The sequence below is a fragment of the Pseudomonas sp. zjy_15 genome, assembly GCF_043101865.1.
GTDB classification, from domain to species: Bacteria; Pseudomonadota; Gammaproteobacteria; order Pseudomonadales; family Pseudomonadaceae; genus Aquipseudomonas; species Aquipseudomonas putida_Y.
Genome location: NZ_JBICII010000070.1, coordinates 88,287 through 110,192 on the forward strand (window position 1 = coordinate 88,287; position 21,906 = coordinate 110,192).

Sequence of the window (21,906 nt, forward strand, 5' to 3'; positions counted from 1 at the left end):
TCCTTGCTGTCATTGTCGGGTCAACATTCGATGATGTTGACGGCCAGGCCGCCACGGGCGGTCTCTTTATATTTGCTTTTCATGTCGGCGCCGGTCTGGCGCATGGTGCGGATGACCTTGTCCAGCGACACGTAGTGCTGCCCGTCGCCGCGCAGGGCCATGCGTACCGCGTTGATGGCCTTCACCGAGCCCATGGCATTGCGCTCGATACAGGGCACCTGTACGAGGCCGCCGATCGGGTCGCAGGTCAGGCCCAGGTTGTGTTCCATGCCTATTTCGGCGGCGTTCTCCACCTGCTGCACGCTGCCGCCCATCACTTCGCACAGCGCCCCGGCGGCCATCGAGCAGGCCACGCCGACCTCGCCCTGGCAGCCCACTTCGGCGCCGGAGATGGAGGCGTTTTCCTTGTACAGGATGCCGATGGCTGCAGCGGTGAGCAGAAAGCGCACCACCCCGTCCTCGCTGGCACCCGGCACGAAGCGCATGTAGTAGTGAAGGACTGCCGGGACGATGCCCGCTGCGCCGTTGGTTGGGGCGGTAACCACACGACCGCCGTAGGCGTTTTCCTCGTTCACCGCCAAGGCGTAGAGGTTGACCCAGTCGAGCACTGACAGGGCGTCACGCAGGCTGGCTTCCGGGTGGCCGCTCAGTTGGCGGTACAGGGCCGGCGCGCGGCGTTTGACCTTGAGCCCTCCCGGTAATATGCCCTCATGCTGACAACCTGCTGTGACGCAATCTTGCATCACCTGCCAGATGCGCAGCAGCCCGGCTCGGGTTTCTGCTTCCGGACGCCAGGCGGTCTCGTTGGCCAGCATGACCTGGCTCACCGACAGGTCATGTGCGGTGCAGTGGCCGAGCAGCTCCTTGGCGGTCTTGAACGGATAGGCCAGCACCGTAGTGTCCTCGACGATGCGGTCGTGGCCGGCAGCGTCCTCGTCGACCACGAAACCACCGCCTACCGAGTAGTACTCGCGGCTTCGGATTTGCAGGCCTGCGTCGTCGAATGCGCGGAAGATCATGCCATTGGGGTGGTAGTCCAACGGCTTGCGGATCATCGCCAGGTGCTGCTTTTCGATGAACGCAATGCTGTGCTCGCCCAGCAGGTTGATGCGTCCGCTGTCGCGGATGACCTGCAGGCGGGCGGGAATGCTGTCGGTGTCGATAATGTCCGGGTGTTCGCCTTCAAGGCCCAGCAGCACGGCTTTGTCACTGCCGTGGCCTTTGCCTGTGGCGCCCAATGAGCCATACAGCTCGGCCCTGACGCTGGCGGTGCCGGCAAGCAAGCCATCACGGCGCAGCCCTTCGGCAAAGCGCGCAGCGGCACGCATCGGGCCGACCGTGTGGGAGCTGGAGGGACCGATGCCGATCTTGAACAGGTCGAAGACGCTCAGTGACATGTGGACCTCCTGCCAGGTTGTTGGGCGGACGTTGAGCCCTGTAGGAGCGGGTTTACCCGCGAATGCGGCGGTACAGCCACCATCGCATTCGCGGGTAAACCCGCTCCTACACAGAGCCCGCCACCCAAGCCAGGTGGCGGGGAGGGGCTATCAGACGTCCTGATAGCTCTCGATCGACGGGCAGGCGCACACCAGGTTGCGGTCGCCGAACACGTTGTCGACCCGGCCGACCGGCGGCCAGTACTTGCCTTCCACCAGGCTCGCCAGCGGGTATACCGCCTGCTCGCGGCTGTAGCCATGGGTCCATTCGCCAACCAGCTCAGCCGCAGTGTGCGGTGCGTTTTTCAGCGGGTTGTCGTCCTTGTCCAGGCTACCGTCCTCCACTGCGCGGATTTCTTCGCGGATCTGGATCATCGCGTTGCAGAAGCGGTCCAGTTCTTCTTTGGACTCGCTTTCGGTCGGTTCGATCATCAGCGTGCCAGCCACCGGGAAGGACATGGTCGGGGCGTGGAAGCCGAAGTCGATCAACCGCTTGGCCACGTCGTCGACACTGATGCCGCTGGTGTCCTTCAGTGGGCGCAGGTCGAGAATGCACTCGTGAGCCACCAGGCCGTTACCGCCGGTATACAGAACAGGATAGTGCTCTTCCAGGCGGCGGGCGATGTAGTTGGCGTTAAGGATTGCCATTTGCGAGGCACGTTTGAGGCCGGCACCGCCCATCATGCGGATATACATCCATGTGATTGGCAGGATGCTGGCGCTACCGAACGGCGCAGCGCATACCGCGCCCTGGGTGTTTTCCAGCTGTGCATGGCCTGGCAGGAACGGCGCCAGGTGCGACTTGACGCCAATCGGGCCGACGCCTGGGCCGCCGCCACCATGCGGAATGCAGAAGGTCTTGTGCAGGTTCAGGTGGGAAACGTCGCCGCCGAACTTGCCTGGCGCGCACAGCCCGACCATGGCATTCATGTTCGCGCCGTCGATGTACACCTGGCCGCCGTTGTCGTGGATGATCGCGCAGATTTCGCCTATCGCTTCCTCGAACACACCGTGGGTCGACGGGTAGGTGATCATGATTGCAGCCAGGCGTTCGCGGTGCTCGATGGCTTTGGCGCGCAGGTCCTCGACATCGACGTTGCCACGGGCGTCACAGGCGGTAACCACTACACGCATGCCAGCCATGTGTGCGGTGGCCGGGTTGGTGCCATGGGCCGACGACGGGATCAGGCAGATATCGCGGTGGCCTTCACCACGGCTGCGGTGGTAGGCGCGGATCGCCAACAGCCCGGCATATTCGCCCTGCGAGCCGGCGTTTGGCTGCAGCGACACGGCATCATAGCCGGTGGCCGCGCACAGCATGGCCTCCAGTTCGGTGGTCATCTGCAGGTAGCCCTGGCTCTGCTCGGCGGGGGCGAACGGGTGCAGGTTGCCGAACTCGGCCCAGGTGACCGGGATCATTTCGCTGGCGGCGTTCAGCTTCATGGTGCACGAGCCCAGCGGGATCATGCTGCGGTCCAGCGCCAGGTCCTTGTCGGCCAGGCGGCGCAGGTAGCGCATCAGCTCGGTTTCGCTGTGGTAGCGGTTGAACACCGGGTGTTCGAGGATGGCCGATTGGCGCAGCAGGGCAGCAGGCAGCAGGGAACCGGTGCTGGTGGCCAGTGCGGCGAAGTCAGGCTGTGCCTGCTCGCCACCCAACAGCTGCCACAGCGACTCGACGTCAGCCTGAGTGCTGGTTTCGTCCAGAGACAGCCCCACATGGGCGGCATCGATCTGACGCAGGTTGATGCCCTGGGCGCGTGCCTTGTCATGCAGGCTGGCAGTGGCACTGCCGGTGGCCAGGGTCAGGGTGTCGAAGGCGCTGGCACCTACCACCTGTACGCCCAGCGCCTTCAGGCCGGCGGCGAGGATCGCGGTCAGCGCATGGGTACGCTCGGCAATGCGCTTGAGGCCGGCAGGGCCGTGGTACACGGCGAACATGCTGGCGATGTTGGCCAGCAGCACTTGGGCGGTGCAGATGTTGCTGGTGGCCTTTTCACGGCGGATGTGTTGCTCGCGGGTCTGCATGGCCAGACGCAGGGCGGTTTTGCCGAAGCGGTCGATCGACACGCCGACCAGGCGGCCAGGCATGTCGCGCTTGAACGCGTCGCGGGTGGCAAAGTAAGCCGCGTGCGGGCCACCGAAGCCCAGTGGCACGCCGAAGCGCTGGGCGCTGCCGATGGCCACGTCGGCCTCGAATTCGCCCGGTGGGGTCAGCAGGGTCAGGGCCAGCAGGTCTGCCGCTACGGCGACCAGAGCGTTGGCAGCGTGGAAACGCTGCACGACCTCGCGGTAGTCGAACACTTCACCGTTGCTGGCCGGGTATTGCAGCAGGGCGCCGAAGAAGGCGCTGACATCGCCCAGCTCGCGCTCGTCGCCAACCACAACCTCGATACCCAGCGGCTCGGCACGGGTGCGCAGCACGTCGAGGGTTTGCGGGTGACAGTGCACGGAGGCAAAGAAGGCATGGCTGGACTTGTTCTTCGACAGACGCTTGCAGAAGGTCATGGCCTCGGCCGCAGCGGTGGCTTCGTCGAGCAAGGAGGCGTTGGCGATCGGCAGGCCGGTGAGGTCGCTGATCAGGGTCTGGAAGTTCAGCAGCGCTTCCAGGCGGCCCTGGGAAATTTCTGGCTGGTACGGGGTGTAGGCGGTGTACCAGGCCGGGTTTTCCAGCAGGTTGCGCAGGATCGGTGCCGGAGTGTGGGTGTTGTAGTAGCCCTGGCCGATGTAGCTTTTGAACAGCTGGTTCTTGCCAGCGATGGCCTTGAGTGCAGCGAGCGCATCGGCCTCGCTCTGGCCGTCGTGCGAGCCAAGCACGCTGGTGCCTTTGATGCTGTCGGGGATGACCGCAGCGGTCATGGCGTCCAGCGAGTCGAAGCCCAGTGCAGTGAGCATGGCCTGTTCGTCAGCGGCGCGCGGGCCTATGTGACGGGCGATGAATTCGTTGGCGGTGCCGAGGTTGATGGTCATGGCGGGTGTCCTCAGGCGTCGTCGTTGGCTTTGAGCAGGCGGTCGTAGGCGTCCTGGTCGAGCAGAGCGGTCACGGCTTCTGCATCGGCAGGGATGAAGCGGAAGAACCAGCCTTCGCCCATCGGGTCTTCGTTGACCAGTTCAGGGCTGTCTTCAAGCTGGCCGTTGACCTCGACCACTTCACCCGTCAGTGGCATGTACACGCCGCTGGCGGCCTTGACCGATTCGACGGTGGACGCTTCGCTGCCTTTCTCATACTGCTGCAACTCTGGCAGTTGCACGAAAACCACGTCGCCAAGGGCATTCTGGGCGTAGGCGGTGATGCCCACGGTGACGCTGCCATCGGCTTCGACGCGCAGCCATTCGTGATCTTCAGTGAAACGCAACTCGCTCATGGGGAATCCTCGGGAAGCAGGGCGTTGGGCGCGGTGGCGCCGCGCTCTTAGGGTAGGATTCCTTTAGCAATAATGCGGCCAATCTACAAAAATGCTTGTTTATCAATATGTTACGTGAATATTGGGTAAATCCTTATCTTTTCTGTGGAATGATATCGTTACAGGTGCTCATGGGAGGAAAAGGGTTTGAGCATCAAACCCTTGTGCACTCACGTCGAGGGGAGTTTGTATCGTTTTCGCTACGGTGTAGCGAAAACGATACGATTGCTGCGTGAACAGGGCAGGTGCCAATTGGCCTTCGGTCATTTCACTTTCAGCAGATGATCCAGCGAAAACGCGCCGGCGCCACGTGCGACCAGGAGCAGCAAGAGCCCTGCCCAAGTCAGGTGTGTGGGCCACGCATCGGGGTAGACGAACACTTCTATCACCAGGGTCATGCCCAGCAGTGCCAGCGCAGATAGCCTGGTCATCAGCCCGAGCACCAGCAATAGCGGGAACAAGTGCTCAGCGTAGGTTGCCAGGTGTGCTGCAAGCCAGGGCGAAAGGAGCGGCAGCGCGTACTCGGTGCGGAACAGCTCGTAGGTGCCGGGTGTGAGGGTGAGGAAACCTTCCACTTTGGTGCGCCCGGAAAGAAAGAATATCGAGGCGATCCCGAGCCGGGCGACCAGGCACAACAGGTCATCGCTCAACCGGCGCTCGATGCTCTGCGCAACGTGGTTCCAGGCGCGCCGCAGGCTGCTGGCCGGGGGCGTGAAATCGGCACTAGCCATGGTGGTGTTCTCCTGTGAAGGCGAGTGGGCGAAAAGCCTGGGCTGTCATCAGGCACCCGAGCATCTCGGTGAAGTCCAGGTCGGTTTCAGCGTGTCGCGCCAGGTCGGAGGCCTGCATCAGCGACTGTCCGGCCGCACAGGCCTTGAGGAACGCATGGCCACCTTTCCCCAGCGGCTGATGGCATACGCCATCAGCGCTCCCGACAAACAGTACCCCTTCGCCCACCCATGGCTGGTCATGGGGCCAGGCAAGCTGTTCGCGGGCGCAGCGCCACAGGGTGTACACAGGATGCGCTTCGCACCAGTACCAGCGGGCACTGGCACGGGGGGCCAGGCAACCGTGATCCAGATCGCTGGGGGTCATACCTGCCAGCTCGACAAGGTTCAGGCACGTTTCGTTCGGCGCGCTGAAGGCTTCTGTCCAACGCAGGTCCAGGCGCGCGACATCCGCCAGATACGGCACAGCATGCTGTGACTGAATGCCTTCGAGGAAATCCGGAAAGGTTGCGCCGTAGCAGATCAGCCGGGGATCGCTGGGGGGAAATTGCCGCGCATAGACTGCCGCGGTCTCATCCATCCAGGCGCGCCCGACGAGTGTGCACACGCTCGGAAAGTTTGCGCGCAGCGCATCCACGCAGCCGGCCAGCACCGTGTTGCGATAAACCGCGAACGCCGCTTGTTCGGCCACTCCCGAAAGCTGGGGAGCAGGGCGGGAATAGAGTGCCTCGATGAATGCGTGCTGGAACTGACCAAGGGAAAGGTTCATGGCAATGCACCTGGGCAAGTCATGATCGACTGTGCGATGGACCGTTCAGCAAGCAGTTCGGTGAACGGGGGAAGCTTGTCGTCACGTTCAATGAGTGTCGGGCGCGGGCCGACACGGGAAACCAGTTGGCGGTACAGCGCCCACACAGGCTCCGCCACCTGCGCATCATGAGAGTCGATCAACAGGCTGCCTTGGTCATCATCGCTGTGCCCGGCCAGGTGAATTTCTGTGATGGCTTGCGCTGGAAAGCGGTCCAGGTAGGCAGTTGCCGAGAACCCCAGATTGTGAGCACTCACATAGACGTTGTTGATGTCCAGCAGCAGGCCACAACCCGTGCGACGTGTCAGTTCGTCAAGAAAGTCGATCTCGTCCCAGTCATGGCCCTGCAGCTGCAGGTAATGACTGGGGTTTTCGATGGATATCCGCCGGCCCAATACCTCCTGGCATCGCTGGATGTTTTCAGCGATGCGCTGCAGGGCTTCGTTGCTGCGCGGGAATGGCAGAAGGTCTGGATGGTAGTGCCCCTGCCAGGTGGACCAGGCCAGGTGCTCTGATACAAGTACCGGTTCGATCTGATCGCACAGTGCGCGCAGACGCTGCAAGTGGTCCTGATCGGGGGCTGCGTCAGCCGCCAGCGAAAGTGCCACACCATGCAATGAGACCGGGTGCCGCTCTGCGATGCGGTTCAGCCAGGCAAGGCGAGGGCCACCGACCATGTAGTTCTCCGGGTGAACTTCAAACCAGAGCCCTTCGAGATTGCACGCCAGCGCCTGGTCGTAGTGCTCGGCCTTCAGGCTGACTCCGGCGCCCATTCGTGCTTCTGCGTTCATGGTCGGTTTCCCCTGATCAAGACTTGTGAGGTGTCAGCGAACCCATGCCGGCAGGTGTCTTGATCGAAGTGCAGGTGCCGGCGGGGACGTTTTTCCAGTGCATACCGTCGTAGTCTTTCTTCGCACTGCCTGCGCAGCTGGTACCGGCGCCGGCCTTGCAATCGTTCTTTCCTGCCATGGCGACGCCGTAGCATTTTTCCATGGCAGCGCCACTGCCTGCGGGTTGCGTGCTGTCGGCCGCCATGGCAACGCCTGCAAGCGAGGCGAGAGCAAGTGCTGCAGTGGTGAGGGCGAGGGTTTTCATGGGTGAATCTCCTGAGAGTGTGGCCGTGGTCTTTACCGGCGGCTCATGGAGTAATTCGTGCCTCGCGTAAAAAGGGTTACAGCCTTGGGAGAATTTTTTTCAGGGCTTGTCTTCACAAGCTGATGTCGAGGCCAAGGGCATGGCATATTTGCAGCACCTGCGTGCCACACGCCGGGAGCGGATGAATCAAGTCAATTGTATTCAGGGTGTAACCCAGGCGGCCCATGCAGCGAACTAACTCACAGGATGAGCTCGAGGCTCGCGAGGCCCGGTTGAAAGCACTGTTGCTTCGAGGGCTGACAGGCGACCAGCTGGCCTATCAGGATTTTCTCGGCACGCTTGCGCTGCATGTACGTGCGTTTCTGCGCAGCCGTCTGAGCAGGCGGCCGGCCGAGATAGAGGACATGGTGCAGGATGTGCTGCTGGCAGTGCATAACGCGCGTCACACTTACCAGGCACAGCAGCCTTTGACGGCCTGGGTGCATGCGATCGCCCGTTACAAACTGGCGGATCATCTGCGAAGTGTTTCACGTCGCGAAGCCCGGCATGATGTTCTGGACGATGATGCGCAACTGTTTGCCATCTCGGAGGTTGAATCAGCCGAGGCCAGCCGAGACCTGACCAAGCTGCTCAAGCAACTGCCAGAGCGGCAACGACTGCCGATTGTTCATGTCAAGCTGGAGGGGTTGTCTGTCGAAGAGACGGCACAACTTACCGGGCTTTCCAGTTCAGCGGTGAAGGTTGGGATACATCGAGGTCTGAAAGCGCTATCCAGGCTGATTGGAGGAGCCCACAACCATGAAGACTGACGATTTGATTGCCTTGCTGGCCGCAGGCGAAGGGCCAGTGCCGCGCCACGCCGTTAGTAGGCGGATGGCAGTGGCTGTGCTGGGCGGGCTGACCGCAGCACTGCTGCTGACTATTACCCTTTACGGTGTACGCAGTGATATCACAGAGGTCGCACAAACCCCGCTGTTCTGGGGCAAAGTCGCCTTTCCATCCAGCTTGGCGTTGATCGGGCTGTGGTTGACGAGCCGCTTGGCCAGGCCAGGAGGGAAGGGCGCTGCAGGCTGGACGATGCTTGGCTTGCCACTGCTGCTGGTCTGGTGCGGGGCGGCCATCAGTATCGCTGGGGCGCCTGTGGATGCGCGCGCCGACCTGTTGTTCGGGCGCACATGGCGTACCTGCGCACTGAATATCGCATTGCTGTCGGTGCCGGCCTTTGTCACCGTGTTCTGGGCGCTGAAAGGCCTGGCGCCCACCCGGTTACGGTTAGCGGGTGCTGCTGGTGGCCTGCTGGCGGGTTCGACTGCAACGGTGGTCTACTGCCTGCATTGTCCGGAAATGGGCGTACCGTTCTGGGGTGTCTGGTATGTCCTTGGCATGCTTGTTCCGACGGTGTTCGGTGCCTGGTGGGGGCCCCGCATGCTGCGTTGGTAGGCTGTACTGGCAGGCCCCACACAACTCAGAACGACTTTCTGATTGCCTGCCCTGTCACTCAAGGGACTTTTGAAATTGCTTAACCCGCAATGAACCAGGGTAATGCCAGGGTAGGCCCATCAGTGGGGCGAGCCCCAGTCTTGTTGCCTGGCCGATACCCACGGTGTTCTGAACCATTGGCAAACCCTTCACCAGTTCAAACATCGGGGGCTCTTAGTTCAGGGGGACATGTGAAATTACAATGTCACCCTTTTACGGAGAGCACACCAGTCAAATGCGGCTGAGCGGCCAGGAAAATTCCGATTCAATTACGGGTTTTGACCACAGCCGTCATGGTTTTCCGGGTATTCCATATTTACGCAGCCGCTGGGCAATAGCCGTGTGCGAAGTTTGCAAGCGTCCGGCCAGTTGCCGTGTTGACGGGTAGCTGGCATACAAGCGCTGCAACAGTTCGCGCTCGAAATTACCCACGGCCTGCTCGAGGCTGGCCACTTCGCCATCTTGCCCACGTGCCACCGAGGTGCCGGCGATGTCCAGGTCGCCGATATCCACCAGGTTACCCTCGCAGATGGCAGCAGCGCGGAAGATCACGTTCTGCAACTGGCGCACATTGCCCGGCCAAGGGTTGGCCAGCAGTGCCGAATGGGTGGATGGGGTCAGCCGGCAGGCTGGGCGCTGGATCTGTGTGCACGCCTGCTGCATGAAGAAGTGCGCCAGCATCAGGATGTCCTGGCCACGGTCGCGAAGCGGTGGTACCTCCAGGTTGAGCACGTTCAGACGGTAGAACAGGTCTTCGCGGAAACTGCCTTCGGCGACCATGCGTTCCAGGTCGCGGTGGGTGGCACTGATGATGCGCACATCCACCTTCACTTCGCGGTCGCCACCCACCCGGCGGAAGCTGCCATCGCTGAGAAAACGCAGCAACTTGGCCTGCAGGTAGGGTGACATTTCACCTATTTCATCGAGGAACACTGTGCCCTGGTTGGCCAGTTCCATCAGCCCAGGCTTGCCACCTCGTTGCGCGCCGGTAAAGGCCCCGGGTGCGTAGCCGAACAGTTCGCTTTCGGCCAGGCTCTCGGGCAGTGCTGCGCAGTTCAAGGCCAGGAACGGTGCCGCGTGGCGGCTGCTGACAGCATGGCAGGCGCGGGCTACCAGTTCTTTGCCGGTGCCGGTCTCGCCATGCACCAGCAGCGGCGCATCGAGCGCCGCCACGCGTAAGGCGCGGGCTTTGAGGGTGCGGATGGCCGGCGACTCGCCCAGCAAGGCATCGAAGCCCTCGGCGTGATCGTGGTGCAGGGCCGACAGGCGTTCGCCCATGCGCGAGGGTGGGTACAGCGTCAGCAGGCCACCGGCGTTGGTGATCGGCATGGCGTCCAGCAGCAGGCTATGGCCGTTCAGCTGCATCTCGCGCATGGGCAGGTGGAAGTTGTTGTCCAGCAGCGCTTGCAGCAGTGCGGGGTCGCCAAACAGTTCACCCACCGAGCGCCCGGCAGATTCGCGACCGCACAGTTCGATCAGCGCCGGGTTGGCCAATAGCACCAGGCCTGCGCTGTCCACCGCCAGCACCGGGTCGCTCATGGCGGCCAGCAGGGCATCGAGTTGCAGGTGGCGGCGCTGGCCGGGGAGGATGTCGACCACGTCCACCGATTGCACGCCGTGTACTTCGAACAGCGCGTCGTGCAGTTCTTCGAGTACGGCGGGGCTCAGGGTAGGGGCGTCGATGTAGACGTTCGGCGGGACCATCTCCACGGCGTCCAGGTTGAGGTTGCGGGCACCGAGCAGGGCAAGGACTTCCTGGGTGATGCCGACGCGGTCGATGAAACTGACGTGGATGCGCATGGGATTCGGACAGTTGGCGATGGAGGCCGCCAGTATGCCCTGAGACGGGGGGCAGGCCCAAGGTTGGCGGTGGCGCATTCGCGGGCGCGCCCGCTCCCACAGGATTGCTGCTGTAGGGGCGGGCTTGCTCGCGAAAAGGGTCACTCCAGATGTTCAGGCTTGATCGGGTCGCCCGATTTCACATCGAGCTTTTCGCGAATGTCCGCAAACATATGGTCATAGAGCTTGTGCGGCGAACTCAGGGTCTCGAATTTCTTCGGCGGCGCCAGATACGACTGCGCCTTGCGGGTCAGTAGCATGAGGAAGCTGGGCAAGACCTGGTCCTTGGCGAGGAAGAACTTTTCTTCCACCGTCTTGCCTTCGATGCTGCCATGCATGTGGAATTGAATGCCTCTGCCTTCCTTGGGGTCCGACACGGCCTCGTACTCGATGTTCAGGTCATAGCTGTGGTCGGCGTGGTTCAGCGCAGTGCGCTCGATGTGTACATGACCGGAGTGATACTGGGCCATGGCTATCTCCTTTGGAAGGTTGAAAATGGCGGGCCGCGTAAGCCCGCCTGCTGCATTCAACGGTAGCTGATGCCCGGCTTCTCGGTGGAAACCCGAGTGCCGGCTTTGCCTTTGACGATGTCTTCGATGTTCTCCAGCGAACTGATCACCGCTACCTTGCCGGTGTTGCGGGCAAAGTCGCAGGCGGCCTGCACCTTCGGCCCCATGGAACCGGCGGCAAACCCCAGCTTTTCCAACGCATCCGGGTGGGCCTGGGCGATGGCCTTCTGCGTTGGTTTGCCCCAGTCAATGTAGGCTGCGTCGACGTCGGTGGCGATAATCAAAAGGTCGGCTTCCAATTGCTCGGCCAGCAGCGCCGAGCACAGGTCTTTGTCGATCACCGCCTCGATGCCTTTGAGCTTGCGGTTTTCATCGTACAGGGTGGGGATGCCGCCACCGCCTGCGCAAATCACGATGCTGCTTTTTTCCAGCAGCCACTTGATCGGGCGAATTTCGAAGATGCGCTTGGGTTTCGGGCTGGCTACCACGCGGCGGTACTTGTCGCCGTCGGCCTTGACCACCCAGCCTTTTTCCTTGGCCAGGCGCTCGGCCTCTTCCTTGCTATAGACCGGGCCGATGAACTTGGTCGGATCCTTGAAGGCCGGGTCGTTGGCGTCCACTTCCACTTGGGTCAGCAAGGTGGCGAAGGGCACCTCGAAGTCCAGCAGGTTGCCCAGTTCCTGTTCGATCATGTAACCGATCATGCCCTCGGTCTCGGCACCCAACACGTCTAGCGGGTACGCCTCGTCTGGCTTGTACGACAGGGCCTGAAGCGACAGCAGACCCACTTGAGGGCCGTTGCCGTGGGCGATGACCAGTTCGTTGCCAGGGTGAATTTTGGCGATCTGTTCGGTGGCGGTGCGGATATTGGCGCGCTGGTTGTCAGCGGTCATGGGCTCGCCGCGACGTAGCAGGGCGTTGCCGCCCAATGCAACAACGATACGCATGTGGAATGTCCTTTAGCGAAAGAATGAATCGACTGTCGCTGCACGGAGGCTGCGGAGTTCGCTGTGGGAGCGGGCATGCCTGCGAAGAGGCCAGACCTGACATCATCGATGATGCGGCTGACGCCTTCGCGGGCACGCCCGCTCCCACAGGGACTGCGGGCTACTTATAGATCAGCCAGGGTCGATACCAGGATCGCCTTGATCGTGTGCATGCGGTTTTCCGCCTGCTCGAAGGCGATGCACGCTGGCGACTCGAAGACGTCGTCGGTCACTTCGATACCGTTTGCCAGGTCCGGGTATTGTTCGGCGATCTGCTTGCCTACCTTGGTGTCGGAGTTGTGGAATGCCGGCAGGCAGTGCATGAACTTGGTCCGTGGGTTACCGGTGGACTTCATCAGTTCGGCATTCACCTGATAAGGCTTGAGCTGCTTGATGCGCTCACCCCAGGCTTCGATCGGCTCGCCCATCGATACCCACACGTCGGTATGGACAAAGTCGACCCCCTTGACCGCGGCTTTCGGGTCTTCGGTGAGGGTAATGCGTGCGCCGCTTTCTTCAGCGTACTGCTTGCAGCGCTCGACCAGGTCGTCGTGTGGCCACAGTGCCTTGGGCGCGGCGATGCGCACATCCATGCCCAGCTTGGCGCCGATCAGCAGCAGCGAGTTGCCCATGTTGTTGCGGGCATCGCCCAGGTAGGCGTAGCTGATGTCGTGCAGCGGCTTGTCGCTGTGCTCACGCATGGTCAGCACGTCGGCGATCATCTGGGTCGGATGGTATTCATCGGTCAGGCCGTTGAACACCGGCACGCCGGCGAACTTGGCCAGCTCTTCGACGATTTCCTGCTTGAAGCCACGGTACTCGATGGCGTCATACATGCGCCCGAGCACACGGGCGGTGTCCTTCATGCTTTCCTTGTGGCCGATCTGCGAAGAGTTGGGGTCGATGTAGGTGACGTTGGCGCCCTGGTCATAGGCCGCAACTTCGAAGGCGCAACGGGTACGGGTGGAGGTTTTTTCGAAGATCAGGGCAATGTTGTTGCCCTTCAGGTGCTGCTGCTCGGTGCCCGTGTACTTGGCCCGCTTGAGGTCGCGGGACAGGTCCAGCAGGTAGCGCAACTCACGGGTGGTGTGGTGTTCCAGGCTGAGCAAGTTGCGGTTGTGAATATTGAACGCCATGACAGTTTCTCCTTGAGTTCGGTGATGTCCCGGCCGGCACTTCATGGGTGCGGCCGGGCGTGATGGTCGTTAGTAGTCGATCGGGTCGCGCACGATCGGGCAGGTCATGCAGTGGCCGCCGCCCCGGCCCCGGCCCAGTTCGCCGGCGCTGATGGTGATGACCTCGATGCCGGCCTTGCGCAGCAGGGTGTTGGTGTAGGTGTTGCGGTCGTAGCCAATGACCACGCCCGGCTCGATGGCCACCACGTTGTTACCGTCATCCCACTGTTCGCGCTCGGCGGCGAAGCTGTTGCCGCCGGTCTCGACCACGCGCAGTTGCACGCCCAGTTGCTCGCCCACCACCTCGATGAACGACTTGTTGATGCGGCGTACATCCATGCCGTAAGGCTTGCTTTCGTCCGGGCGGATGATGAATGGCACAATCTCTTTCACCACTTCCGGGAAGACCGTGACCAGGTCGCGGTCGCAGAAGCTGAAGACAGTGTCCAGGTGCATGGCGGCGCGGGATTTTGGCAGGCCGGCGACGATCACTTCCTTGACGGCGCCCTTGGCGAACAGGTTTTGCGCCAGCTGGCCGATGGCCTGGCGCGAGGTGCGCTCGCCCATGCCGATCAGCACGATGCCATTGCCGATCGGCATCACATCACCGCCTTCGAGCGTGGCATTGCCATGGTCCTTGTCCGGGTCGCCATACCACACCTGGAAGTCGGCCTCGGTGAACTCCTTGTGGAACTTGTAGATGGCGGTGGTCAACAGGGTTTCCTGGCGACGCGCCGGCCAGTACATCGGGTTCAGCGTCACGCCGCCGTAGATCCAGCAGGTGGTGTCGCGCGTGAACTGGGTGTTGGGCAGTGGTGGCAGGATGAAGCTGGAGTGGCCCAGGTAGTCGTTGTACATCTTCACGACTTCGGCGCCTTCGCTCTGCGGCAGGTCCTGACCTGCCACGCCGCCGATCAGGAACTCGGCCAGGTGGCGTGGCTCCAGGCCTTCGAGCCAGCTGCGCACTTCGTTGGTCAGGCCTACGCCGACGGTGTCAGGGGTGATCTTGCGGTCGAGGATCCACTTGAGCGCCTCTTTGTTCTGAACGATATCGGTCAGCAGGTTGTGCATCTCCAGCACATCCACGCCACGCTCGCGCATCTTGGTGACGAAGTCGAAATGGTCACGCTTGGCCTGGTCGACCCAGATCACATCGTCGAACAGCAGTTCGTCACAGTTGCTCGGTGTCAGGCGCTTGTGCGCCAGGCCCGGGGCGCAAACCATCACTTTGCGCAGTTTGCCGGCTTCGGAGTGGACACCGTACTTCTGTTTTTCAGCGGACATGGTTTCATTCCTCCAATTGATCGAAGACGTGGGTCAAAGGGTCAGGAAGCCGTCATACAGACCAAAGGCTGCCACCAGGGCGCCAATGACCACGGCTGCGAAGATCAGTTTTTCCACGTTGGTGAAGACCGGTTGGCCCACCTCACGCTTGGCCTTGGCGAACAGGATCGCGCCAGGTGCGTAGAGCAGGGCCGAGAGCAGCAGGTATTTCACGCCACCGGCGTACAGCAGCCAGACGGCGTACAGCAGGGCGATACCACCGATGAGCAGGTCCTTCTTGCGTTCGGCCAGGGCCTGTTCGTAGGTTTCGCTGCGCAATGCCAGCAGGAACGCATAGGCTGCCGACCACAGGTAGGGCACCAGGATCATCGAGGTGGCGAGGTAGATCAGAGACAGGTAGGTGCTGTTTGAGAACAGCGTGATGACCAGGAAGATCTGCACCATGGCGTTGGTCAGCCACAGGGCGTTGGCCGGTACCTGTTTGGCGTTCTCGCGGCGCAGGAACTCCGGCATGGTGTGGTCCTTGGCGGCGGCGAACATGATCTCGGCGCACAGCAGCACCCACGACAGCAGCGCCCCGAGCAGCGAGATGACCAGGCCGACGCTGATCAGCACCGCCCCCCAGTGGCCGACCACATGCTCCAGCACGGCAGCCATCGACGGGTTCTGCAGCTTGGCCAGTTCCGGTTGAGTCATGATGCCCAGCGACAGCACGTTGACCAACACCAGGAACAGCAGCACGGTCACGAAGCCGATCACCGTTGCCTTGCCCACGTCGGTGCGTTTTTCCGCCCGCGCCGAGAAGATGCTCGCGCCCTCGATGCCGATGAACACCCACACGGTGACCAGCATCATGTTGCGCACCTGGTTCATGACACTGCCAAGCTCTGGCGTGCCCACGGCCCAGATATCGGCGGTGAAGATGTCGAGCCTGAAGGCGAACAGGCAGATCAGGGCGAACAGCACCAGCGGCACCACTTTGGCCACCGTGGTGACCAGGTTGATGAAGGCCGCTTCCTTGATGCCGCGCAGTACCAGAAAGTGCACCGCCCACAACAGGATCGACGCGCCAATGATGGCGGCCGGGGTATTGCCTTCACCGAAAATCGGGAAGAAGTAGCCCAGGGTGCTGAACAGCAGCACGAAGTAGCCGACGTTGCCCAGCCAGGCACTGATCCAGTAGCCCCAGGCCGAGGAAAAGCCCATGTAGTCGCCGAAGCCGGCCTTGGCATAGGCATACACCCCGCCATCCAGGTCAGGCTTGCGGTTGGCCAGGGTCTGGAACACGAAGGCCAGGGTCAGCATGCCGACCGCAGTGATCGCCCAGCCGATCAGCACGGCCCCGACCCCTGCGCTGGCGGCCATGTTTTGCGGCAGCGAGAAGATACCGCCGCCAATCATCGAGCCGACGACAAGTGCAACTAACGCACCGAGCTTTAGTTTTCCGGATGAATCAGACATTTAACAACTCCTGCCAGGAGAAAGTTGACGACAGAATAGATCCGACGCCGCTGCCTTGAGCTGACTTGCGTCAGTTTAAGGCGCCGTAAAGGAAGGAAATTTCCTTCACGGGTGCTCCTGGAGAGTGCCGACAGCTTGGGCTGCAGGCCTTGAATGCTGGCACCTCCATGTCCTTCTAGAGCAAACGCTCTGTTCAGCCTGCGATGCTTGAAATTAGCCGCTTTTGTCGCTTTCGCAAATTTTTCACCAGAAATTCGAGTTTTATCAGTTTCTTTTCCAGTTGCCAGACTGCTGCTAGTTTTGAGAGAGCAGGTACATAGACAAAGCAGTTATTAGTGATAGAGGTTGAATGTACGGCTTCAGTATAAGTAACCATATTGATATAGCCCGCAAGGCTGTTTCAAACGCATGACAAGGTTTGAAAAAGGGAGGCTCATGAGCGAACCGGGACAGAAGCTGCGCCTGGGCGCGTTGATCGCGCTGGTGGTCGGGTCGATGATTGGCGGTGGTATCTTCTCGCTGCCGCAGAACATGGCCGCGCGTGCCGATGTGGGCGCCGTGCTGATCGGCTGGGCGATCACCGCGGTCGGCATGTTGGCCCTGGCCTTCGTGTTCCAGACCCTGGCCAACCGCAAGCCGGAACTGGACTCGGGGGTGTATGCCTACGCCAAGGCCGGCTTTGGTGAGTACATGGGCTTTTCCTCGGCCTGGGGCTACTGGATCAGCGCCTGGCTGGGCAACGTCGGTTATTTCGTGCTGCTGTTCAGCACGCTGGGCTTCTACTTCCCGGTGTTCGGCGAAGGCAACACACCCATCGCCATCGGTTGTGCCTCGCTGCTGTTGTGGTCGGTACATTTTCTGGTGTTGCGCGGCATCAAGGAGGCGGCCTTCATCAACCAGGTCACCACAGTGGCCAAGGTGGTGCCGTTGCTGATTTTCGTGGTGATCGCTGCATTTGCCTTCCGCGCCGATATCTTCACCCGGGATATCTGGGGTTTGAGCAACCCACAATTCGGCAGCGTGCTGGAGCAGGTGCGCAATATGATGCTGGTGACCGTATTCGTGTTCATCGGCATAGAAGGCGCAAGCGTGTATTCCGGGCGCGCTCAGCGTCGGTCAGACGTGGGCAAGGCCACGGTCATCGGTTTTCTGGGTGTGCTGGCGCTGCTGGTGTTGGTCAACGTGCTGTCGCTGGGCATCATGACCCAACCGGAACTGGCCGGGCTGCAGAACCCCTCACTGGCCTCGGTGCTGGAGCATATCGTCGGCCCCTGGGGCGCCTTGCTGATCAGCCTCGGCCTGGCGGTCTCGCTGCTTGGCGCATTGCTGTCTTGGGCGCTGCTGTGTGCCGAGATCCTTTACGCCACGGCGCGGGACAAGACCATGCCGCGCTTTCTGGCCAAGGAAAACGCCAACCATGTGCCGGCCAATGCCCTGTGGCTGACCAACTGCATGATTCAGGGTTTCCTGCTGATTACGCTGTTCTCGGCCGGTACGTACACCAGTCTGATCTACCTGGCCTCGTCGATGATCCTGGTACCCTATCTGTGGTCTGCGGCGTATGCCGTGCTGCTGGCGATGCGCGCAGAAACCTATGCCGGGCAGCCGAGGTTGCGGCGCAAGGACTTGTTGGTGGCGCTGGTTGCCCTGCTGTATGCCGTGTGGCTGCTGTATGCCGGCGGGCTCAAGTACCTGCTGCTTTCGGCGCTGCTGTACGCCCCCGGCGTCATCTTGTTCGCGAGGGCCAAGCATGAGCAGGGGCAGACGTTGTTCACGGCCTGGGAAAAGCTGATTTTCGCCGCCGTGCTGGTGGGTGCCGCGCTGGCGGCCTATGCCCTGTATTCAGGGCTGCTGAGCTTGTGACGGGGCAGGGCAGGCGTGCTCCGGGCGTGACCAGATCCACAGGTTGCCCAAGGTCATCCCGGCGATTGCCAGGAATACCGGCCAGTGGTGTTCCAGAAAGGTCAGCATCAGGCCCGCACACAGCAGCATGCTGATGGTTGCGCTGACCTTGGCCCGGCGCTGAATCACCTTGCCGTTGCGCCAGTTATGCAGAATTGGCCCGAACAGCCGGTGGTTCTCCAGCCATGCCGACAGGCGCGGTGAACTGCGCGTGGCGGCCCAGGCGGCCAGCAGGATGAACTCGGTGGTCGGCAAACCAGGAATCACAATGGCGACCAGGCCCACCCCGAGGCTCACGTAGGCCAGGATTCCATACAACAGGCGGGCGAGTTTCGAGCGGGCTGGTTGGGTCATGTTCTCACTGCATAAAACGGTTCGGCCACCGAAGGGGTGGCCGGCTACGGCGTATCAGACCAGCGCGGCATCCGCAGCGTAGGCGTGCTTGAGCAACTCGGTGAAACGCTCGAAGGCGGCCACTGCACCGCGTTCGGCAGCCGCTTCCTCTTCAGGCGAGAGCGCCAGGCCATCGAGGATGCGGGTGAACTGCTTCCAGCCTTCGGCACGACCACCGACGGGCTCGCCCAGGTGACGGGCACCGAAGCTGTCGGACAGTTCCAGGGCCACGGCACGCTTGATCAGAAACGCAGCGCCCAGTTTGGAGCCTTCGGAGACGAAGATCCAGCCCATTGCCTCGCCCAGGCTCGGCTTGCCCACGGCGCCCGGCACCGCCGTCGGTACTTCGGTGTCGAGGTCGGCGAGGTCCAGGCGGGCCTGGTCGGCACGGCAGCGCTCAGCCAGATCAGGGACGATGGCGATCAGTTGAGGGTCGTTGTACAGGGCCTGCAGTTCGGACTGGAACAGGTACTGGGCGACGACGAAGCGGGCGAAACTTTCGCGGCTGTCAAAAGGCGCGTGGGATTTGACCAGGGCATCCAGCTCGGCGTGCGGGGCGTGGGTGATCTGGTTCAGGCGCTGGGAGCGCAGGGCTGGGCGTTCGGTCATGGGGCAGTCCTTGGAAAGAGGGGTCTAGATACAAGACGAAGCAGCGAAAGCGGGACAGTAAAAAAAGCCGGTATTTGTGTTGCCAGTACCGGCCTCTTCGCGGGTAAACCCGCTCCTACAGGAACATCACAGGTCCAAGACCTGTGTTGAACCTGTGGGCGCGGGCGTGCCCGCAAAGTGGCCGGTACAGACGTAACGCCTCAGATATCCCAAACCACATTGATACCGAAGTTGCGCCCCGGCATGGTCAGGCGGTCGATGTTGGCCGGCTGGGTCACAGCCGCCTCACCCTGGCCGTCGTAGCTGCGCACCGAATCCCACTGCCAGTATTTCTTGTCGGTCAGGTTGTACAGCCCTGCGTTGATGGTGACGTCGTCGGTGACCTTGTAGTAGCCGGTCAGGTCCAGCACGCCGTAGCCCGGGGTGCGGAACTTCGAGGTGGAACCGTCAGGTGAATAGAAGGTACTGTCGTCGACACGAGTCTTGCGCTTGACCAGCGTCCAGCTCAGCAAGCCACCGTAGTGCTGCTGCTCGTAGCCCAGGCCGAATACGCCCTTGAGCGGGTTGACACTGTTCAACGGTTGACCGGTGTCATCGTTACGACCATAGGTGTAGGCAATCGAGCTTTGGGCATAGAGGCCCTGCGCTGCGCCGAAGTGGTCGAGGTTCAGGCGGCCCTTGAATTCGGCACCCTTGATGGTGGCGTGCTTGATGTTATTGGCCTGGAAGGTCTGCTCCAGGTTGGCGCTTTGCACGGCATCTTCGTCGATGAAATCACGGTACTTGTTGTAGAACACTGCCACGTCGAAGTTGCCGGCGTCGAAGTTGCCACGCAGGCCGGTTTCATAGCTTTTGCTCTTTTCAGGCTCAAGGTCCGGGTTGCCCTCCACGCGGTAGCCTTGGTCCAGGTTCTGGAAGCGGCCATACATGGCTTTGGCGGTCGGAGTGCGGAAGCCTTCTGCATACTGGCCGTACCAGGTGTAGTTGTCGTTGAAGGCGTAGGTCAGGCCGAACTTGGGCGAGACGCGGTGCCACTTCTTGTCCGAATCATCCTGGGAGGCAGGCGCCGTACCGCTGGACTCCAGACCACGCAGGAATGCCTCGGTGAACTTGGGCTCCATACGGGTGTAGTCGTAGCGCGCGCCGGGCATGAAGGTCCAGTTGTTCCAGCGGATTTCATCCTGCGCGAACAGGCTGTAGGTATTCACGGTGGGGTCCGGGAAGTCGCTGACCAAGGCCTGTCCGTCACGCGCGCTGTCCTGTCCGATGGCGGTACAGGTACCACCGATGTTCAGGCAAGTGCCGGTGCCGCTCCGTGAACCCGTGACTTTCTCCTGTTTGAGTGTGGTGCCGTAGGTGAACAGGTGATCGGTTTGGCCGATGCTGAAGGCCTTGTCGAATTGGGCGTCGAATACCCACTGGCGATCCTTGTAGGTCGTCTGCCGGTCCCGAAACACTTGGCGTCCCGAGGCGACATACAGCTCATCGGTGCGTTGGTCGGTCTTCGCGATCTGGTAGTTGAGGCTCCATTTGACGTGATCTGCGACCACGCTATCGAGGTCGAATTCATGATTGAGACCGAAGCGTTCACGGGTGATCGTGTCGTTGCCTTGGCGCATGCGGTACGAGTTCATGCCACCGAAGCCCGGAATGAACGGCCCACCCACCGCGCTGAGGATGTTCTGGTCGCGGTCATCCTTGTAGCGCTCGTAGGTAAGCCCCAGGCGCGCGTCGTCGGCGTAGTTCCAGCCCAGCTTGGCCAGCACGTTGGTGGTGCGCACGTCCATCGGGTTGGCTTCGGTGCGCGACAGGCCGTCGCCACTGTGGCTGCCGTGGGTTTCGGTCTCGTGGCCGTTGCGCTGGCTCAGGTGCAGCAGGCCGTCGAAGTCACCCTGGCGGCCGGCGACGGTGGCGGAGGTCAGCCAGCTTTCGTCGGCCGAGCTGTAGCCGGTTTTCAGGCGTGCACCCACGTCTTTGCCGGGCTTGATGATGTCGTCCGGGTCGAGGGTGAAGTAGCTCACCGCACCGCCGATGGCGTTGCTGCCATACAACACCGAGGCCGGGCCGCGGAGGATTTCCACACGCTTGACGATTTCCGGGTCGACATAGTTGCGCTGGGTCTGGGCGTAGGGGCCGTAGAAGAAGCTGTCGGGGATCGACACGCCGTCGACTTGGGTGAGGATCCGCTCGCCGTCGATACCCCGGATGTTGTAGCCGTTCAGCCCGCTGCGTTGGCCGGTTCCGGATACCGACACCCCCGGCTCGTAGCGCACCAGATCCTGGATATTGTTCACGTTCTGCCGGTCCAGTTGCTCACGGGTCTGCACGCTGACAGTGCTCGGCACCTGGCTGACGTCCTGTGCGCTGCGGGTGGCGCTGACGGTCACCTGCTGCAGGGCGATCACGTTGCTTGCGGTTTGGCGCTCCAGTACCACATTGCCGTTGCTGATCTTGCGAAAACTCAGCCCGGTACCCCGCAACAGGCGCTTGAGGGCAGCATCTGGCGGCAGCGAACCCTGTACGCCTGGCGAAGCCACGCCGTCGGCCAGCTCGGCGCTGAAGCCGACCTGCCAGCCGGTGACCTGGCTGAAGGCGTTGATCGCCGACACCAGCGGTTGCTGGCCGATGCTGAAGCGGTAGTCGCCCATACGCGGGCTGCTGGCCTGTGCCGGCTCGGCGGCCAGCGCCGGCAGGCTGCAGGCACCGCTGGCGAGCAGGGCAAGGGTCAACAGGGACAGTTGTCCTGTACGGCGGGGAAGGTTGGACGAGCGGGTAGGACCAGTGGACATCGGAAGCGCTCC

The 21,906-nt window shown here is 61.9% G+C and carries 19 protein-coding genes; 3 read left to right on the forward strand and 16 right to left on the reverse strand.

Annotated elements, in window-relative coordinates:
* Positions 1-20 precede the first annotated feature (20 nt).
* The 7 genes from ACF8EF_RS13695 to ACF8EF_RS13725 form a co-directional block, all read right to left on the reverse strand.
* Positions 21-1,397 (reverse strand): L-serine ammonia-lyase, encoded by a 1,377-nt coding sequence (locus ACF8EF_RS13695; RefSeq protein ID WP_176683720.1) that lies wholly within the window; start codon positions 1,395-1,397, stop codon positions 21-23.
* A gap of 150 nt (positions 1,398-1,547) precedes the next feature.
* Positions 1,548-4,403, reverse strand: a complete 2,856-nt coding sequence (gene gcvP, locus ACF8EF_RS13700; protein ID WP_209967809.1) for an aminomethyl-transferring glycine dehydrogenase — start codon at positions 4,401-4,403, stop codon at positions 1,548-1,550.
* A gap of 11 nt (positions 4,404-4,414) precedes the next feature.
* On the reverse strand, positions 4,415-4,798 hold the full coding sequence (gene gcvH, locus ACF8EF_RS13705) for a glycine cleavage system protein GcvH (RefSeq protein WP_003255087.1): 384 nt from the start codon (positions 4,796-4,798) through the stop codon (positions 4,415-4,417).
* Positions 4,799-5,100: 302 nt separating this feature from the next.
* The gene (locus tag ACF8EF_RS13710; protein ID WP_392461955.1) at positions 5,101-5,568 is read right to left on the reverse strand and encodes a DoxX family protein; all 468 of its coding nucleotides are present in this window, start codon (positions 5,566-5,568) and stop codon (positions 5,101-5,103) included.
* Positions 5,561-6,334, reverse strand: coding sequence for a DNA-binding domain-containing protein (locus tag ACF8EF_RS13715; protein ID WP_392461957.1), 774 nt, complete (start codon positions 6,332-6,334; stop codon positions 5,561-5,563). Before ACF8EF_RS13715 ends, ACF8EF_RS13710 begins: the two co-directional genes overlap by 8 nt.
* Positions 6,331-7,164: a DUF692 domain-containing protein gene (locus ACF8EF_RS13720; protein WP_392461958.1), complete on the reverse strand. Its 834-nt coding sequence runs from the start codon at positions 7,162-7,164 to the stop codon at positions 6,331-6,333. The genes ACF8EF_RS13715 and ACF8EF_RS13720 overlap by 4 nt, the downstream gene beginning before the upstream one ends.
* Before the next feature lie 16 nt (positions 7,165-7,180).
* Positions 7,181-7,468 carry a DUF2282 domain-containing protein gene (locus tag ACF8EF_RS13725; protein WP_021781885.1) on the reverse strand — a complete coding sequence of 96 codons (288 nt, stop codon included), beginning with the start codon at positions 7,466-7,468 and terminating at the stop codon, positions 7,181-7,183.
* 224 nt (positions 7,469-7,692) lie between these two features.
* On the opposite strand from ACF8EF_RS13725, the gene ACF8EF_RS13730 reads away from it, so the two are divergent.
* Positions 7,693-8,277, forward strand: coding sequence for a sigma-70 family RNA polymerase sigma factor (locus ACF8EF_RS13730; RefSeq protein ID WP_176683715.1), 585 nt, complete (start codon positions 7,693-7,695; stop codon positions 8,275-8,277).
* On the forward strand, positions 8,267-8,908 hold the full coding sequence (locus ACF8EF_RS13735) for a DUF1109 domain-containing protein (RefSeq protein ID WP_176683714.1): 642 nt from the start codon (positions 8,267-8,269) through the stop codon (positions 8,906-8,908). Before ACF8EF_RS13730 ends, ACF8EF_RS13735 begins: the two co-directional genes overlap by 11 nt.
* A gap of 330 nt (positions 8,909-9,238) precedes the next feature.
* Here ACF8EF_RS13735 and ACF8EF_RS13740 read toward each other — a convergent pair whose 3' ends face one another.
* From ACF8EF_RS13740 to arcD (ACF8EF_RS13765), 6 genes are all read right to left on the reverse strand, one after another.
* On the reverse strand, positions 9,239-10,747 hold the full coding sequence (locus ACF8EF_RS13740; protein ID WP_021781889.1) for a sigma-54-dependent transcriptional regulator: 1,509 nt from the start codon (positions 10,745-10,747) through the stop codon (positions 9,239-9,241).
* A gap of 140 nt (positions 10,748-10,887) precedes the next feature.
* Positions 10,888-11,256 (reverse strand): DUF5064 family protein, encoded by a 369-nt coding sequence (locus ACF8EF_RS13745; protein WP_176683713.1) that lies wholly within the window; start codon positions 11,254-11,256, stop codon positions 10,888-10,890.
* A gap of 56 nt (positions 11,257-11,312) precedes the next feature.
* Entirely contained in the window at positions 11,313-12,242 is a 930-nt protein-coding gene (gene arcC / locus ACF8EF_RS13750) for a carbamate kinase (protein WP_176683712.1), read from the reverse strand.
* 164 nt (positions 12,243-12,406) lie between these two features.
* Positions 12,407-13,417 carry an ornithine carbamoyltransferase gene (locus tag ACF8EF_RS13755; RefSeq protein ID WP_003255074.1) on the reverse strand — a complete coding sequence of 337 codons (1,011 nt, stop codon included), beginning with the start codon at positions 13,415-13,417 and terminating at the stop codon, positions 12,407-12,409.
* A gap of 69 nt (positions 13,418-13,486) precedes the next feature.
* Positions 13,487-14,740 (reverse strand): arginine deiminase, encoded by a 1,254-nt coding sequence (arcA, locus tag ACF8EF_RS13760; protein WP_021781892.1) that lies wholly within the window; start codon positions 14,738-14,740, stop codon positions 13,487-13,489.
* A 33-nt stretch (positions 14,741-14,773) separates the two neighbouring features.
* Positions 14,774-16,201, reverse strand: a complete 1,428-nt coding sequence (arcD, locus tag ACF8EF_RS13765) for an arginine-ornithine antiporter (RefSeq protein WP_176683711.1) — start codon at positions 16,199-16,201, stop codon at positions 14,774-14,776.
* 435 nt (positions 16,202-16,636) lie between these two features.
* Here arcD (ACF8EF_RS13765) and arcD (ACF8EF_RS13770) point away from each other — a divergent pair, with 435 nt between their 5' ends.
* On the forward strand, positions 16,637-18,064 hold the full coding sequence (gene arcD / locus ACF8EF_RS13770) for an arginine-ornithine antiporter (protein ID WP_021781894.1): 1,428 nt from the start codon (positions 16,637-16,639) through the stop codon (positions 18,062-18,064).
* On the opposite strand, the gene ACF8EF_RS13775 is transcribed toward arcD (ACF8EF_RS13770), so the two are convergent.
* The 3 genes from ACF8EF_RS13775 to ACF8EF_RS13785 form a co-directional block, all read right to left on the reverse strand.
* Positions 18,044-18,457, reverse strand: a complete 414-nt coding sequence (locus tag ACF8EF_RS13775) for a YbaN family protein (protein WP_021781895.1) — start codon at positions 18,455-18,457, stop codon at positions 18,044-18,046. The genes arcD (ACF8EF_RS13770) and ACF8EF_RS13775 overlap by 21 nt on opposite strands.
* Positions 18,458-18,511: 54 nt before the next feature.
* Positions 18,512-19,105: a biliverdin-producing heme oxygenase gene (locus ACF8EF_RS13780; RefSeq protein ID WP_392461960.1), complete on the reverse strand. Its 594-nt coding sequence runs from the start codon at positions 19,103-19,105 to the stop codon at positions 18,512-18,514.
* A gap of 200 nt (positions 19,106-19,305) precedes the next feature.
* A complete protein-coding gene (locus ACF8EF_RS13785; protein ID WP_176683708.1) occupies positions 19,306-21,894 on the reverse strand; it encodes a TonB-dependent receptor in 2,589 nt (862 codons plus the stop codon).
* Positions 21,895-21,906 lie beyond the last annotated feature (12 nt).

Bases quoted from the DNA above. Each gene is read 5' to 3' on its own strand.
- arcC (WP_176683712.1), bottom strand. From the start codon at position 12,242: ATGCGTATCGTTGTTGCATTGGGCGGCAACGCCCTGCTACGTCGCGGC.
- arcD (WP_021781894.1), top strand. From the start codon at position 16,637: ATGAGCGAACCGGGACAGAAGCTGCGCCTGGGCGCGTTGATCGCGCTG.
- arcA (WP_021781892.1), bottom strand. From the start codon at position 14,740: ATGTCCGCTGAAAAACAGAAGTACGGTGTCCACTCCGAAGCCGGCAAA.
- ACF8EF_RS13755 (WP_003255074.1), bottom strand. From the start codon at position 13,417: ATGGCGTTCAATATTCACAACCGCAACTTGCTCAGCCTGGAACACCAC.
- ACF8EF_RS13710 (WP_392461955.1), bottom strand. From the start codon at position 5,568: ATGGCTAGTGCCGATTTCACGCCCCCGGCCAGCAGCCTGCGGCGCGCC.
- ACF8EF_RS13780 (WP_392461960.1), bottom strand. From the start codon at position 19,105: ATGACCGAACGCCCAGCCCTGCGCTCCCAGCGCCTGAACCAGATCACC.
- ACF8EF_RS13785 (WP_176683708.1), bottom strand. From the start codon at position 21,894: ATGTCCACTGGTCCTACCCGCTCGTCCAACCTTCCCCGCCGTACAGGA.
- ACF8EF_RS13730 (WP_176683715.1), top strand. From the start codon at position 7,693: ATGCAGCGAACTAACTCACAGGATGAGCTCGAGGCTCGCGAGGCCCGG.
- ACF8EF_RS13720 (WP_392461958.1), bottom strand. From the start codon at position 7,164: ATGAACGCAGAAGCACGAATGGGCGCCGGAGTCAGCCTGAAGGCCGAG.
- gcvH (WP_003255087.1), bottom strand. From the start codon at position 4,798: ATGAGCGAGTTGCGTTTCACTGAAGATCACGAATGGCTGCGCGTCGAA.
- ACF8EF_RS13745 (WP_176683713.1), bottom strand. From the start codon at position 11,256: ATGGCCCAGTATCACTCCGGTCATGTACACATCGAGCGCACTGCGCTG.
- ACF8EF_RS13715 (WP_392461957.1), bottom strand. From the start codon at position 6,334: ATGAACCTTTCCCTTGGTCAGTTCCAGCACGCATTCATCGAGGCACTC.
- ACF8EF_RS13775 (WP_021781895.1), bottom strand. From the start codon at position 18,457: ATGACCCAACCAGCCCGCTCGAAACTCGCCCGCCTGTTGTATGGAATC.
- ACF8EF_RS13725 (WP_021781885.1), bottom strand. From the start codon at position 7,468: ATGAAAACCCTCGCCCTCACCACTGCAGCACTTGCTCTCGCCTCGCTT.
- ACF8EF_RS13735 (WP_176683714.1), top strand. From the start codon at position 8,267: ATGAAGACTGACGATTTGATTGCCTTGCTGGCCGCAGGCGAAGGGCCA.
- ACF8EF_RS13740 (WP_021781889.1), bottom strand. From the start codon at position 10,747: ATGCGCATCCACGTCAGTTTCATCGACCGCGTCGGCATCACCCAGGAA.
- gcvP (WP_209967809.1), bottom strand. From the start codon at position 4,403: ATGACCATCAACCTCGGCACCGCCAACGAATTCATCGCCCGTCACATA.
- arcD (WP_176683711.1), bottom strand. From the start codon at position 16,201: ATGTCTGATTCATCCGGAAAACTAAAGCTCGGTGCGTTAGTTGCACTT.
- ACF8EF_RS13695 (WP_176683720.1), bottom strand. From the start codon at position 1,397: ATGTCACTGAGCGTCTTCGACCTGTTCAAGATCGGCATCGGTCCCTCC.